At 70.5% G+C, this 13548-nt stretch carries 14 protein-coding genes; 9 read left to right on the top strand and 5 right to left on the bottom strand.

Translation table 11 applies throughout. From position 1 onward, the window contains the following. Positions 1–37: 37 nt before the first annotated feature. On the bottom strand, positions 38–541 hold the full coding sequence (locus AB0L64_RS29030) for a MarR family transcriptional regulator (protein ID WP_355699941.1): 504 nt from the start codon (positions 539–541) through the stop codon (positions 38–40). A gap of 32 nt (positions 542–573) precedes the next feature. Here AB0L64_RS29030 and AB0L64_RS29035 point away from each other — a divergent pair, with 32 nt between their 5' ends. The 4 genes from AB0L64_RS29035 to AB0L64_RS29050 all read left to right on the top strand — a co-directional run bounded on the left by AB0L64_RS29035 (position 574) and on the right by AB0L64_RS29050 (position 3444). Next, positions 574–1023: a DUF4231 domain-containing protein gene (locus AB0L64_RS29035; protein ID WP_363715085.1), complete on the top strand. Its 450-nt coding sequence runs from the start codon at positions 574–576 to the stop codon at positions 1021–1023. 45 nt (positions 1024–1068) lie between these two features. Continuing rightward, positions 1069–1791: a maleylpyruvate isomerase family mycothiol-dependent enzyme gene (locus tag AB0L64_RS29040; RefSeq protein WP_363715087.1), complete on the top strand. Its 723-nt coding sequence runs from the start codon at positions 1069–1071 to the stop codon at positions 1789–1791. 61 nt (positions 1792–1852) lie between these two features. Then, positions 1853–2200, top strand: a complete 348-nt coding sequence (locus AB0L64_RS29045) for a YciI family protein (protein WP_355699944.1) — start codon at positions 1853–1855, stop codon at positions 2198–2200. Next, positions 2197–3444 carry a DUF6596 domain-containing protein gene (locus AB0L64_RS29050; RefSeq protein WP_363715089.1) on the top strand — a complete coding sequence of 416 codons (1248 nt, stop codon included), beginning with the start codon at positions 2197–2199 and terminating at the stop codon, positions 3442–3444. The genes AB0L64_RS29045 and AB0L64_RS29050 overlap by 4 nt, the downstream gene beginning before the upstream one ends. An 11-nt stretch (positions 3445–3455) precedes the next feature. Here the strand turns inward: AB0L64_RS29050 and AB0L64_RS29055 are convergent, their stop codons facing one another. From AB0L64_RS29055 to AB0L64_RS29070, 4 genes are all read right to left on the bottom strand, one after another. Beyond that, positions 3456–4172: a PH domain-containing protein gene (locus AB0L64_RS29055; protein WP_363715091.1), complete on the bottom strand. Its 717-nt coding sequence runs from the start codon at positions 4170–4172 to the stop codon at positions 3456–3458. 89 nt (positions 4173–4261) lie between these two features. After that, the gene (locus AB0L64_RS29060) at positions 4262–4420 is read right to left on the bottom strand and encodes a hypothetical protein (protein ID WP_355483178.1); all 159 of its coding nucleotides are present in this window, start codon (positions 4418–4420) and stop codon (positions 4262–4264) included. Between the two features lie 368 nt (positions 4421–4788). Beyond that, a complete protein-coding gene (gene meaB / locus AB0L64_RS29065; protein ID WP_363715094.1) occupies positions 4789–5745 on the bottom strand; it encodes a methylmalonyl Co-A mutase-associated GTPase MeaB in 957 nt (318 codons plus the stop codon). Between the two features lie 10 nt (positions 5746–5755). Next, positions 5756–6958 carry an acetyl-CoA C-acetyltransferase gene (locus tag AB0L64_RS29070; protein WP_359930226.1) on the bottom strand — a complete coding sequence of 401 codons (1203 nt, stop codon included), beginning with the start codon at positions 6956–6958 and terminating at the stop codon, positions 5756–5758. A 125-nt stretch (positions 6959–7083) separates the two neighbouring features. Between AB0L64_RS29070 and mce the strand changes: the two genes are divergently transcribed. The 5 genes from mce (at position 7084) to AB0L64_RS29095 (ending at position 13544) form a co-directional block, all read left to right on the top strand. Then, complete coding sequence (gene mce / locus AB0L64_RS29075) at positions 7084–7515, top strand: methylmalonyl-CoA epimerase (protein WP_363715096.1); 432 nt, start codon at positions 7084–7086, stop codon at positions 7513–7515. A gap of 52 nt (positions 7516–7567) precedes the next feature. Then, a complete protein-coding gene (locus AB0L64_RS29080; protein ID WP_363715098.1) occupies positions 7568–8467 on the top strand; it encodes a sensor histidine kinase in 900 nt (299 codons plus the stop codon). A gap of 134 nt (positions 8468–8601) precedes the next feature. Continuing rightward, positions 8602–9933 carry a crotonyl-CoA carboxylase/reductase gene (gene ccrA, locus AB0L64_RS29085; RefSeq protein ID WP_363715100.1) on the top strand — a complete coding sequence of 444 codons (1332 nt, stop codon included), beginning with the start codon at positions 8602–8604 and terminating at the stop codon, positions 9931–9933. A gap of 81 nt (positions 9934–10014) precedes the next feature. Further along, positions 10015–11889: a transposase gene (locus AB0L64_RS29090; RefSeq protein WP_363715102.1), complete on the top strand. Its 1875-nt coding sequence runs from the start codon at positions 10015–10017 to the stop codon at positions 11887–11889. Further along, the gene (locus AB0L64_RS29095; RefSeq protein WP_363715104.1) at positions 11886–13544 is read left to right on the top strand and encodes an AI-2E family transporter; all 1659 of its coding nucleotides are present in this window, start codon (positions 11886–11888) and stop codon (positions 13542–13544) included. The genes AB0L64_RS29090 and AB0L64_RS29095 overlap by 4 nt, the downstream gene beginning before the upstream one ends. The last annotated feature ends 4 nt before the right edge of the window (positions 13545–13548 follow it).

The raw sequence follows: 13548 nt of genomic DNA on the forward strand, positions 1-13548 counted from the left end.
TTCGTGGCGCGGTTGGTGAGTGGTGGGCGTCCGCCCGTCAGGTGAAGTCGCCGGCGTTGTGGCGGAGGGGTTCGAGGACGGACCAGAGCATCTTCAGCTGGTCGTCGGTGAGGCCGGACAGCGCGAAGTCCGCGGCGACCAGGTCTGCGGTGGCGCGTTCGACCAGGTCGCGGCCCTCGGGGGTGATCTCGCAGAGCACCGCGCGGCCGTCGTCGGGGTGCGGCGTCCGGGTCACCAGCCCGGCCGCCTCCAGCCGGCGCACGATCGACGTCACCGAGGTCGGATGCACCTGCAGCCGCTCCCCCATCTTGCCGAGCGGCAGCGACCCGCGGCGCGAGAACGTGAGCAGCACCAGCGCCTCGAACCGGGCGAAGGTCAGACCGTGCTTGCGGAGGATCTCGTCCAGCTCGTTGATCACGATCTGCTGCGCGCGCATCAGCGACGTGACGGCCCGCATCTGCTCGACGGCGCCCCAGCGGCGGCCCCACTGCCGCGACGCCTCGTCGATCGGATCGAACGGCAACGCCCTCTTCCTGGCCATGGGCGGAACCTTAACCCCACACTTGTCCCACCATGTCGAGAAGACTCAGAGATTCGGACTTCCCCGCGCTGGGGACCGACACGCCCGCCGAGCAGCTGATCAGCATCCGGTTCCGTTGGTACGCCGCGCAGTCCCGGCGGGCCCGCATCTGGTACCGCGCGCTCGGCACCGTGCAGCTCCTGGCCGCCCTGGTGATCGCGATCTCCGTGGCCATCAAGGCGCCCACCTGGCTCGCTCCGACGCTGGGCGGTGTGATCGCGCTGGCCGAGGGGATCCGGACCTTGTTCGGGTTCAAGGACTCGTACCCGACCTACACCCGGACCGCGCAGGAGTTGCGGAACGAGGCCTGGCTGTACGCCCAGAAGGCCGGCCGGTACGCCAAGGCCGGCGACCCGGTGAAACTGCTCGCCGAGCGGGTCGTCGAGATCAGCCACACCGAGACCGAGGACTGGGAGGCGGCGCTCAAGGCGCGAAGCGTCTGAAGGTGCGCGCCTGAAACTGTCCATGGGCCCTGCGATGGTTCGGGCATGGACTTTCTGGAGCACGTGCGGACCGAGAGCGCCCGGCTCGGCGAGGTGGCGCGGACCGGGCTCGACGCGGCCGTGCCGAGTTGCCCGGGGTGGACGGTCGACGACGTGGTGCGGCACGTCGCGACGGTCTACGTGCACAAGGTCGAGGTGCTGAAGCTCGGCGCCCTCCCCGACCCGTGGCCGCCGGACTTCTCCGGCCTCACCTCTCTGGAGTGGTACGACGACGCGCGGGCGGCGATCGTCGACGCGCTGGCGGCGGCCGGGACCGGGACGCCGACGTGGACCTTCAGCCCACGCGACCCGACATCGGCGTTCTGGCACCGGCGGATGGCGCACGAGACCGTCGTGCACCGGATCGACGTCGAGCAGGCACACGACGCGGTCAGCCCGATCGACCCCGAGCTGGCCCTCGACGGCATCGACGAGATCCTGTACCCGACGCTCGGCGGCCCGTGGTGGGAGGAGGGCGACACGGCGTACCCGATCGACGCGACCGTCCGGCTCACCGCGGCCGGCCGCTCCTGGACCGTGTCCGCCGACGCGACGCAGGTCGGCGTACGGCAAGGGGCCGACGGGGATGCGGCGGCGGAGGTCACCGGGGATCCGGCACAGGTCTACCTGTGGTTGTGGGGCAGGGCCGGAGAGGACACGATCGAGGTCGTGGGCGACCCGACCGTGGTGCGCGCCTTCCGCGGAAGAATTTCCGAGGCCTCGCAGTGATGATGTCCTCTGTGGGGGTTGGCGTTCGTTCCCTTCACAACAGACGAGAAGGAGGACTCCCATGGCGCAGTACCTAGCACTGACCTACACCGCCGACGTCGACTGGTGGGCGCCCGAGCAGGCCGAGGAGCTGGCCGAGTACCGCAGGTTCGGGGCCGAGTTCGCCGAGCAGGTCAAGGCGAGCGCCGTGCTGCACCCGACCTCGACGGCGACCGTCGTCCGGGTCGAGGGCGCCCGCGGCGGACCGGTGGTCACCACCGACGGACCGTACGCCGAGACCAAGGAAGCGCTGACCGGCTACTACCTGATCGAGGCCGCCGACCTCGAGGAAGCGGTGCGGATCGCCGCCGAGATCCCGGCCGCATGGGGCGGCGCGGTCGAGGTCAGGCCGGTCATCCTGGCCAGATGAACCACGACGCCCTCGCCGAGACGATCCGGATCGAGGGGACGCGGATCCTCGCGACCCTGATCCGGACCGTCGGCAACGTCCAGCTCGCCGAGGACGCCGTCCAGGAAGCGGCGGTGGCGGCGCTCGGCGCGTGGCCGGTCACCGGCGTACCGCCGGAGCCGCGCGCGTGGCTCACGGTGACCGCGCGGCGCAAGGCGATCGACATCATCCGCCGGGAGCAGTCGCGCGGCGCCAAGGAGCGCGACGGCGCGGACCTGATCGAGCTGTCCAAGCGGGAGGTCGACACCGAGGACGTCGTCCAGGACGACCTGCTGCGGCTGATCTTCACCTGCTGCCACCCGTCGCTGTCCCCGCCGACCAGGGTCGCGCTCGCGCTCCGCACCCTCTGCGGCCTCTCCCCCGCCCAGATCGCCGGCGTCCTGCTCACCACCGAGGCGGCGACGACGAAGCGGTTGGTTCGGGCGCGGCAGAAGATCGCGGCCGCCCGGATCCCGTACCGCGTGCCCACGGAGGACGAGCTCCCCGAGCGGCTGCCCGCGGTCTGCGCGGTCATCCACAGCCTCTACACCGCCGGCCATGCACCGGCCGAGGGCGACGCGGCGTACGACGTCGACCTGTGCGGCGAGGCGATCCGGCTGGCCGAGCTGCTGCATTCGCTGCTTCCCGGTCAGCCCACGCCGACCGCCGTTCTCGCGCTCCTGCTCCTCACCGAGGCGCGTCGACCGGCCCGCCTCGACGAGGCCGGCGACGTCGTCACGCTCGACCTGCAGGACCGCTCGTTGTGGAACCGGGAACTCATCACACGCGGCGTGACGCTGCTCAACGACTCACTCGAACGGTCCGCCCGGCAGGCCGACGCCTATCAGCTGCAGGCCGCGATCGCGGCCGAGCACGCGCGCGTCCCCAGCTACCCGGCCACCGACTGGCGCGAGATCGTCCGGCTGTACGACCTGCTCGTCGTGGTCTCCCCCAGCCCGGCCGCCGACCTCGCCCGCGTCGTCGCGATCGCCGAAACCGGCGAGGTGGACACCGCACTCGAACTGCTCGACGCGATCCCGCCCAGCTCCCGCCGGCACGCGGTCCGGGCCGAGCTGCTCGCCCGCACCAAGCGGTACGCCGAAGCCGTCAACGAACTGGACCAAGCGCTGGCCGTCGCCCCGCCCAACCATCCCGAACGCTCACACCGGGAACGCCGCCGGGCCCATTTCTGCCGGCTCGCCCAGCGACTACCGCTCGAGCACTGAACCCGCGCGGGTCAGTCGTTGTCGGTCCAGTTGCCGCGTTCGCTGTTGAAGATCGACTTCGAGCCGGACGAGGGCGGAGACGCCGGACGGGACTGCTGCGCGGCGGCCGGCGCCGGTGTACTCGCGATGACCTCCTGCGCCGAGTCCATCCCGATCGGACCGGTGCCGTCGTCGTCGGAGTCCTCGTCGCCCTGGAGTACGTCGACACTCGCCGAGGCCCGCAGGCCGGTGCGCTGGATGACGCGCTGGATGGTCAGGTCGCGGTCGTCGGGCCGGCTGACCCACTTGATCTCGCGGAAGCCCTGGTCCTGCGCGGCGGACTCGAAGACGAAGTGGCCGTAACCGAAGACCCTGCCGATGATCGGCTTCTGCAGGGTGATGTCGAGGACCCGCGCGATCGGGGTCGTCGCGACGGTCTGGGAGAACACGCCGCGGATCCGCATCACCCGCATGTTGGTGACCACGAACCGGTCCCGATGATGCGTGAGGAACTGCCAGAAGGCATGCGCGCACAGCACGAGCACGATGGCCAGCAGCACCGGCTGCCCGCCGATCGCGGTGGTGGCCATCGTGACCAGCAGCGCCGCCGCCAGCACCACCTCGAGCATCGGCACCGAGTACACCACCCAGTGCTGCCGGACCTCGTCGATGACGACTTCGCCCTCGTCCGAGATCAGATGGCGCCGGACCTTCGGGTCGAAGATCCGGAACAGGCCTATTCCGGCCATCCGCTCACTCCCCTGTCACGCTGTTGTGTGACCCCGTACATCCAAGTGTCCCGCACGACGGCGCGTCACGGGACACTCGAAACGGCAGATCAGCTGAACAGCGCTGTCAGGAAGGCGATGACGCTGGTGAAAGCGTCACCAACAGCCGAGAACGCGCCACCTACCGCGTTGGCGGCGTTGGCCGGCTGAGTGAACAGATAGAAGCCGGCAAAGGCGATGAGCGACCAGATCAACAGCTTCTTCGGCATGTCGCCACTCCTTGTTCCTAACCCACTCGGTCGACTGTGTTTGAGTTTGTATCACGGACCGTCACCAATTGTCACTGACTGAACACAGCCCACCGCACAATGCTCACCAGCTACAAGGTCCATTCTGTAACGGATTGGGGGGCACGGCAGCCATCGGCGCGCCGCCCTGAGACGGGCACCACCGTACTCAGCGTAAATCCCGCGGCATTTGCCCGGATTCGGCACAACTCCTGGTGAACGAAAAGCAAAGACACAATGTGACACTGCGTGGCCGGCTGTTGCACGGCGAGACAATCGTCACAGAGGTCCCGCGGATCTGTGGTGCCGTCGCGAGCGGCGCGCAGCAGGCACCACGGATCCGCGGGACCTCATAACGCGGCGATCAGCTCGTCGGCCGCCGAATACGGGTCCGTGCCGCCGTCGGCGACCTTCGCCGCGAGGACGTCGAGCCGCGCGTCGCCGTGCAGATGCGCGAACCGGGCGCGCAGCGCGGTGGTCGCGATCGCCTCGATCTCGTCCCGGGCGCGGCTGCGCCGGCGGTCGGTGAGCACGCCGTTCCCGCGCATCCACTCCAGCCGGTCCTCGATCGCCTGCACCACCTCGGCGACGCCCTCGTTGCGGGACGCAACCGTCTTCAGGATCGGCGGCGACCAGGCCCCCTCGGTGCGCTCGGCCAGCGCCAGCATCGCCCGGAGGTCCCGAGTGACGGACTGGACGCCGTCCCGGTCGGCCTTGTTCACCACGTAGATGTCGCCGACCTCGAGGATCCCGGCCTTGGCCGCCTGGATGCCGTCGCCCATCCCGGGCGCCAGCAGCACCAGCGTGGTGTCCGCCATCCCGGCGATCTCGACCTCGGACTGCCCGACGCCGACGGTCTCCACCAGCACCACGTCGAACCCGGCCGCGTCCAGCACCCGCAGCGCCTGCGGCGTCGACCACGACAGCCCGCCGAGATGCCCGCGCGACGCCATCGACCGGATGAACACCCCGCGATCGGTCGCATGGTCCTGCATTCGCACCCGGTCGCCGAGCAGCGCGCCGCCCGAGAACGGCGACGACGGGTCGACCGCGAGCACGCCGACCCGCTTCCCGGTCTCCCGGTACGCCGACACCAGCGCCGACGTCGACGTCGACTTGCCGACGCCCGGCGACCCGGTGATGCCGACGATGTGCGCATGGCCCGCGTACGGCGCCAGCGCAGTCATCACGTCCCGCAGCAGCGGCGACTCGTCCTCGACCAGCGAGATCAGCCGAGCCACGGCCCGGGAGTCACCCTCCCGGGCCCGCTCGACCAGCTCGCCGACAGGCGCCGTACGACGTGGCATCAGCTCTGGGTCAGCTCTGGGGGACCCGCACGATGAGTGCGTCACCCTGGCCACCGCCGCCGCACAGGGCGGCCGCGCCGACACCGCCGCCGCGGCGGCCGAGCTCGAGCGCCAGGTGCAGCACCAGACGCGCGCCGGACATCCCGATCGGGTGGCCGAGCGCGATCGCGCCGCCGTTCACGTTCACCTTGTCCTCGCCGACCTGCAGCTCGCGCGCGGACGCGATCCCGACCGCCGCGAACGCCTCGTTGATCTCGATCAGGTCGAGGTCGGCCGGCGCGATGCCTTCCTTCGCGCAGGCCTTCACGATCGCGTTCGCCGGCTGGCTCTGCAGCGTCGAGTCCGGTCCGGCGACCGAGCCGTGCGCGCCGATCTCGGCGATCCAGCTGAGCCCGAGTTCCTCGGCCTTCGCCTTGCTCATCACGACGACGGCGCAGCCGCCGTCGGAGATCTGCGAGGCCGAACCGGCGGTGATGGTGCCGTCCTTGCCGAAGGCCGGCCGCAGCTTGGCCAGCGCCTCGACCGAGGTGTCGCCGCGGACGCCTTCGTCGCTGTCGACCACGATCGGGTCGCCCTTGCGCTGCGGCACCTCGACCGGGACCACCTCGTCGGCGAACAGGCCGTTCTTCCAGGCCTCGGCGGCGCGCTGGTGCGAACGGGCGCTGAACTCGTCCTGCTCCGCGCGGCTCAGCTTCTCGACGGTGTTGTTCTGCTGGTCCGTCAGCGCACCCATCGCCTGGTCGGTGAAGGCGTCCCACAGCCCGTCGTACGCCATCGAGTCGACCAGCGTGGTGTCGCCGTACTTGAAGCCCTCGCGGGACTTCGGCAGCAGGTGCGGCGCGTTGGTCATCGACTCCATGCCGCCGGCCACGACGATCTCGTACTCGCCGGCGCGGATCAGCTGGTCGGCGAGGGCGATCGCGTTCAGCCCGGACAGGCAGACCTTGTTGATGGTGATGGCCGGGACGTCCATCGGGACGCCGCCCTTGACCGCGGCCTGACGGGCGGTGATCTGACCGCCGCCGGCCTGCAGGACCTGGCCCATGACGACGTACTCGACCTGGTCCGGCGCGACGCCGGCCTTGTCCAGTGCGCCCTTGATCGCGAACCCGCCGAGCTCGGCGCCGGTGAAGCCCTTGAGGCCACCCAGCAACCGCCCGATCGGGGTCCGTGCACCGGCGACGATGACGCTTGAGTTCCGCGTGTCAGACATGCCGTCACGATACCTGCGCAGGCACTGGTACGCCGCTGCTCGAGCACGTCAGACGGGTCACACGGATCGTGTCGGGTGGGCCACTTTCGATGGCCTCGGCAGACGTCCTGGGCCACGCTGGCGGGATGGATCAGTTGTTCGACGCGATCGACCACGTCGGCATCGCGGTGCCCGACTTCGACGAGGCCGTCCGGTACTACGCCGACGTGTTCGGCATGACCGTGGCGCACGAGGAGGTCAACGAGGAGCAGGGCGTCCGGGAGGCGATGCTGTCGGTCGGCGACTCGGGCTCCTCGATCCAGCTGCTGGCGCCGCTGTCGGACGCCTCGCCGATCGCCAGGTTCCTCGACCAGCGCGGTCCCGGGATCCAGCAGCTCGCGTACCGGGTCCGCGACCTGGACGCCGTCTCCGAGGTGCTGCGGGAGCGCGGCGCCCGGCTGCTGTACGACGAGCCGAAGCGCGGCACGGCCGGCTCGCGGGTCAACTTCGTGCACCCGAAATCGGCCGGCGGCGTGCTCGTCGAACTCGTGGAGCCACCGGCCTCCCACCCGGCGTGACGGCTCGCTAAAACACCGCCCCGAGTTGCCGGACAGGGCCTAAGCTGTGCGGGTGCTGAAGGACAGCGCCACCGATTCCTCCCATGGTGCGCCGGCCGGGTTCGAGCACGACGCCTTCGTCCACGCGTCGGACGAGGAGTTCGTGCAGCGCGCGGCCAGGTTCGTACGGCAGGGGCTGGCGGCGGGGGAAAGCATCGTGGCCGTGCTGCCACCGGAGCGGATCGCCGTGCTGCGCGACGCCCTCGGACCGTTGCGGCACGACGTCTGCTTCACCGACATGACCGTTGCCGGGGGCAACCCCGCGCGGCTGATCCCGTTCTGGCGGGACGTCCTCGACCAGCATCCCGGCCCGGTCCGCGCGCTCGGCGAGCCGGCGTACCCCAGCCGCAGCCAGGCGGCGTACGACGAGGTGCTGCTGCACGAGGCGCTGACCGGCATCGCCTTCGCGCACGACCGGTCGTTCCGGCTGTGTTGCGCGTACGAGGCGTCCGTGGGGATCGATCCGACGGCGACGCATTCGGCGGCGGAAGCCCTTGCGGAGAAGGGATTCCGGACCGCGCTGGACGACATCCCGGACCGCGCCGAGCACTGGGAGTTCGGGCCCGACGACCTCGGGGAGATCCGGCAGTGGGTGAGCGGGCAGGCGGCGTCGCACGGGGTGTCGCGGGACCGGCTCGAGGATCTGTCGCTGGCCCTGCACGAGATCTGCACGAACAGCATCCGGTTCGGCGGCGGGCGCGGCCGGCTGGCGGTGTGGATCGCCGACGGCACGCTGATCTGCGACGTGCTGGACCGCGGGCGGATCGACGACCTGCTGGTCGGGCGCGTGCTGCCGCCGCTGGACGGGCTCGGCGGCCGGGGCGTCTGGCTGGCCAACCAACTGTGCGACCTGGCGCAACTGCGATCGGGCGACGGCTTCACGCAGGTACGGCTGCACACGCGACTGCGATAAGACCACTGACAACGGTGGACTGGAAAAGTGACGGTCGTCTCACCCGTCCTCCGCTGTGTTACAGGGCACAGCCACGCGTGCATACTCGACGGTAAGTTCCGCTCACACAGACCGCCGTTCCAGGAGGTACTTTCGTGAAGCAGATCCTCGATGCGATCCTCTCCGGCGACACTGCCGCCGTCGGTGAGCTCGACGTACCGGACCACTACCGGGGCATCACCGTGCACGCCGACGAGGCGACGATGTTCGAGGGCCTGGACGCGAAGGAGAAGGACCCGCGCAAGAGCCTGCACCTCGACGACGTCCCGACCCCCGAGCTCGGCCCGGGCGAGGCGCTGGTCGCGGTGATGGCCAGCGCGATCAACTACAACACCGTCTGGACGTCGATCTTCGAGCCGGTCTCGACCTTCTCGTTCCTGAAGCGGTACGGGAAGCTGTCGCCGCTGACCGCCCGGCACGACCTGCCGTACCACGTGGTCGGCTCCGACCTCGCCGGCGTCGTCCTGCGGACCGGCCCGGGCGTGAACGCGTGGAAGCCGGGCGACGAGGTGGTCGCGCACTGCCTGTCGGTCGAACTGGAGTCGCCGGACGGGCACAACGACACGATGCTCGACTCCGAGCAGCGGATCTGGGGCTTCGAGACGAACTTCGGCGGACTGGCGGAGCTGGCGCTGGTGAAATCCAACCAGTTGATGCCGAAGCCCGCGCACCTGACCTGGGAGGAGGCGGCGTCCCCCGGCCTCGTGAACAGCACGGCGTACCGCCAGCTGGTGTCGGCCAACGGCGCCAACATGAAGCAGGGCGACGTGGTGCTGATCTGGGGCGCGTCCGGCGGCCTGGGGTCGTACGCGACCCAGTTCGCGCTGAACGGCGGCGCGATCCCGGTCTGCGTGGTGTCGTCGCCGGAGAAGGCCGAGATCTGCCGCGCGATGGGCGCCGAACTGATCATCGACCGTTCGGCCGAGGGGTACCGGTTCTGGAAGGACGAGACCACCCAGGACCCGAAGGAATGGAAGCGGCTCGGCGCGCGGATCCGGGAGCTGACCGGCGGCGACGACCCGGACATCGTGTTCGAGCACCCGGGCCGGGAGACGTTCGGCGCCTCGGTGTACGTCGCGCGGCGCGGCGGGACGATCGTGACGTGTGCGTCGACGTCGGGATTCCTGCACGAGTACGACAACCGGTACCTGTGGATGAACCTGAAGCGGATCATCGGCTCTCATTTCGCCAACTACCGCGAGGCCTGGGAGGCGAACCGGCTGATCGCCAAGGGCATGGTGCACCCGACAGTCAGCAAGGTCTACCCGCTCGAGGACACCGCGCAGGCGGCGTACGACGTGCACCGCAACCTGCACCAGGGCAAGGTCGGCGTCCTCACCCTGGCCCCCACCGAAGGCCTCGGCGTCCGCGACACCGCACTGCGCGACAAGCATCTGGACGCCATTAATCGCTTCCGTAACAGGTAGCCCATTTGGGCGTTTGAACCGGGTTCTGACAGGCTTATGGTGGGGGATTCACTGAAAGCCGCCAGAAGGGAATCTCGGGAAATGCCTGACGAGTCGAGCCTGCCGTTCTTCGATCGCACGGCGACCGCGGCCGGGGGCTTCCCGGTCAGCCGCCGCGGGTACGACAAGCAGGCCGTGGACGACTACGTCCGCGCGCTGGAGATGCAGCTGGTCGAGGCCCGCAACCGAGCCGACAGCCTGCAGCAGAGCGTCGCGCCGATGCAGCAGCAGCTCGAGGAGACCCGACGTCAGCTGGAGGCCAGCGCCAACCCGTCGTACGCCGGGCTCGGCGACCGCGCCGCGCAGATCCTCCGGCTCGCCCAGGACCAGGCGTCCGAGGCGCTCGAGGAGGCCAAGCGCGAGGCCGAGGAGCTGCGCGCCAACGCCGCCAAGGAGGCCTCGGCCGCGCGGGCGACCGGCGACCGCGAGGCCGAGGACATCCGGACCGTCGCGCTCAACGAGGCCGACAGCATGCGGCGTACGGCGGAGGGCGACGCGGCTGAGCTGCGGCGGACCGCGGAGACCGAGGCGGCCGAGGTCCTGCAGGCGGCCCAGCGGAAGGCGGAGCAGCTGCAGCTGACGGCCGAGTCGCAGGCCAGCACGCTGAAGAACGGCGCACTGCACGAGGCCGAGAAGATCCGGACCGCGATCCAGCGCGAGTCGGCGGCGCTGCGGGCGCGGCTGGCGGACGAGCGTGAGCAGCAGGCCAAGGAGCTCGCCGACAAGCACCAGCAGATCGCGGCCGACACCGAGAACCTGACCAGCCAGATGAAGGAGGCCGCCGAGGCGTCCGAGCGCCGAGTGGCCGAGGCGACCGAGCAGGCCCGAAAGATCCGCGCCGAGGCCGAGGAGTCGGCCGAGCGGACGCTGTCGCGCGCCCGCCGGGAGGCCGAGCAGCTGCTGACCACCGCGCGGACCCGCGCCGAGGCCGAGCTCGCGAACGCGGCCGACGAGGCGGAGCGGTCCCGGACCGTCGTCGCCCGCGAGACCGAGCGGCTGGCGAAGCGCCGCGACGGCATCCTCACTCAGATCGCCGGCCTGAACGAGATCGCCAGCAACATCGCCCGCCAGGCGGCCGAGCTCGACTCCGAGACCGCCGCGGCGCCGTACGTGAACCCGTTTGCCCGAGGCACCGAGTCGTCCTCCGGTCTCACCGAGGGTCCGTCCGGCCGCGGCAACCCGTTCGGCACGTCCGGCTCCGGCGCGGGCAGCCCGTTCGCTTCCGAGGGCCCGGCGGCGAGCCCGTTCTCCGGAGAGGGTTCGTCCACGTTCTCCCCCGAGGCCACCTCAAGCCCGTCAGTTGGCGCGTTCGCGCCTGAGGCTTCGCCGGGCTCGGCTGCTGGCACGTTCGCGCCTGAGGCTTCGTCGGGCTCGGCCACGTCCGATGTTGCGGCGTCCGGTGCCGGCTCGGCCGCGTTCCCTGCGGAGTCCCCGGCTGATGCTCCGGCCGACGACAACCCGTACCCGGCGACCACGCCGGAGGACAACCCGTTCCCCGGAGCGACGCCGGCCGCGTCCGGCTCGAGCGACACGTCGTACGACGACGAAGAGGGGCCGTTCACCGGCGCGAGCCCGTTCGTCGGTGCCGGGGCCGGGGATGCGCGCGTCGACGAGACCCGGATCGACACCAATCTGCGCGTCGACCCGAAGGACGCCGACGACCTCGCGGACAAGACCAGCCGGTCCGCCGGCGGGCCGGCCGACGCCGACGACGCCGACGACGCCGACGACGCCGCGGAGGACGCCGAGGAGCCGAAGGACTCCACGATGGTGGACGAGTTCCGGCTGAGTGACCTCGCGAGCGAGGAGACTCGGGGCCAGACGCGGCCGTCCGCCCCGGCGAAGTCCGGGAGCACGCCGTCCGCGGGCGACACCACGACCACCTCGAGCGCGCGATCCCCGAAGGACAAGATGTGACGCCACCCGGCGACGACACCTCCACAGCGACCCCGGAAGCGGATCTCGCCGAGGCAACGCGCGATGCGAAGTCCGCGGCCGCGAAGGCCGAAGCCGCCGCCGGCAAGAGCGAACAAGCCGCCACCCAAGCCACCACCTCCGCCAACGAGGCGGAGGCCGCAGCCGAAGCCGCCGACTCCTCCGCGGACAAGGCAACCGACGCCGCCCGCTCCGCCGACTCCTCCGCAGACGAGGCAGCCGGCTCCGCACACACCGCGGACGTGTCGTCCGACGAGGCAGCCCGCTCCGCACGCGCGGCCGACTCCTCCGCGGACGAGGCGGCCGATTCAGCAGGCTCCGCCGACTCGTCATCCGACCAGGCAGCCGGCTCCGCGCGTGCTGCGGATGTGTCGTCCGACGAGGCGGCGGACTCAGCGCGGCAGGCGGACGCTTCCGCCGACGAGGCCGACGCGTTCGCCGACAAGGCAACCGACTCGGCCGACAAGGCCGATGCTTCCCCCGGCAAGGCCGATGTCTCCGCGGAGGAGGCTGCGGCGGCTGGGCATCTGGCGGATGTGGACATCGCGGACGAGTTGCTGATCGAGCAGCGGCATCCGTCGGTCGGTATGGGTACGCCGGGCCCGCCGCTGCGCCGGGGCAACCCGTTCACGTTCGGCTTCTTCGCCGCGCTCGGCGTGCTCGTGGCCTGGGGGCTGTGGAACGCGGCCGGCCAGGCGCGCTCGGTCCTGATCCTGCTGCTGGTCTCGATGTTCATCGCCGTCGGCCTGAACCCGCTGGTCGAGTGGTTCATGCGCCGTGGCCTGAAGCGCGGTCTGTCGGTCGGCGTGGTGTTCCTGCTGATGATCCTCGCGGTCGCCGGCGTCGGGTTCGCGATCGTGCCGGTGGTCACCGACCAGATCAACAGCCTGATCAAGAACGCGCCCGAGTGGCTCGACCTGCTGACCAAGTCGAAGACCCTCAACGAGCTCGACAACAAGTACCACTTCATCCAGAAGGCCCAGGACTACATCCAGGACCCGGCGCTGGCGCAGCGCGCGTTCGGCGGGATCCTCGGTGTCGGCAGGGTGGTCGCGGGCGCGCTGTTCAACACGTTCACGATCCTGGTGCTGACGCTGTACTTCCTCGCGTCGCTCCCGTCGGTGAAGCGCGCGGCGTACAGCCTGGTCCCCCGCACCCGCCGTACCCGCGTCTCGATCCTCGGCGACGAGGTCCTCGGCCGGGTCGGCGGCTATGTCAGCGGCCAGTTCATGGTGGCGCTGTGCGCGGGTGTCTGCATGTTCATCTTCCTGGAGATCATCGGCCTGCGTGAGTACGCCGTGGCGCTGGCGATCGTGGTGATGTTCTGCGACTTCATCCCGATGGTCGGCGGCCTGATCGGCGTCGTCGTGGTCGCCCTGATCGGCTTCACCGCTGGTCTCTGGATCGGTATCGCCTGCCTGATCTACGGCATCATTTACCAGCAGGTCGAGAACTACATCGTGGCCCCACGCATCATGCGCCGCGCCGTCGACATCCCCGGCGCCGTCACCGTCATCGCCGCCCTCCTCGGCGGCGCCCTCCTCGGCGTCGTCGGCGCCCTCCTCGCCATCCCCTCCGCCGCCGCCATCCTCCTCATCATCCGAGAAGTCTGGGTCCGCAAAGCCGACGCTTCCTAGAACG

This window comes from Kribbella sp. NPDC051936 (assembly GCF_040680955.1).
Classification (GTDB): domain Bacteria; phylum Actinomycetota; class Actinomycetes; order Propionibacteriales; family Kribbellaceae; genus Kribbella.

Coding starts and splice junctions, on each gene's coding strand:
- AB0L64_RS29030 (WP_355699941.1), bottom strand. CDS start 541: ATGGCCAGGAAGAGGGCGTTGCCGTTCGATCCGATCGACGAGGCGTCG.
- AB0L64_RS29035 (WP_363715085.1), top strand. CDS start 574: ATGTCGAGAAGACTCAGAGATTCGGACTTCCCCGCGCTGGGGACCGAC.
- AB0L64_RS29040 (WP_363715087.1), top strand. CDS start 1,069: ATGGACTTTCTGGAGCACGTGCGGACCGAGAGCGCCCGGCTCGGCGAG.
- AB0L64_RS29045 (WP_355699944.1), top strand. CDS start 1,853: ATGGCGCAGTACCTAGCACTGACCTACACCGCCGACGTCGACTGGTGG.
- AB0L64_RS29050 (WP_363715089.1), top strand. CDS start 2,197: ATGAACCACGACGCCCTCGCCGAGACGATCCGGATCGAGGGGACGCGG.
- AB0L64_RS29055 (WP_363715091.1), bottom strand. CDS start 4,172: ATGGCCGGAATAGGCCTGTTCCGGATCTTCGACCCGAAGGTCCGGCGC.
- AB0L64_RS29060 (WP_355483178.1), bottom strand. CDS start 4,420: ATGCCGAAGAAGCTGTTGATCTGGTCGCTCATCGCCTTTGCCGGCTTC.
- meaB (WP_363715094.1), bottom strand. CDS start 5,745: ATGCCACGTCGTACGGCGCCTGTCGGCGAGCTGGTCGAGCGGGCCCGG.
- AB0L64_RS29070 (WP_359930226.1), bottom strand. CDS start 6,958: ATGTCTGACACGCGGAACTCAAGCGTCATCGTCGCCGGTGCACGGACC.
- mce (WP_363715096.1), top strand. CDS start 7,084: ATGGATCAGTTGTTCGACGCGATCGACCACGTCGGCATCGCGGTGCCC.
- AB0L64_RS29090 (WP_363715102.1), top strand. CDS start 10,015: ATGCCTGACGAGTCGAGCCTGCCGTTCTTCGATCGCACGGCGACCGCG.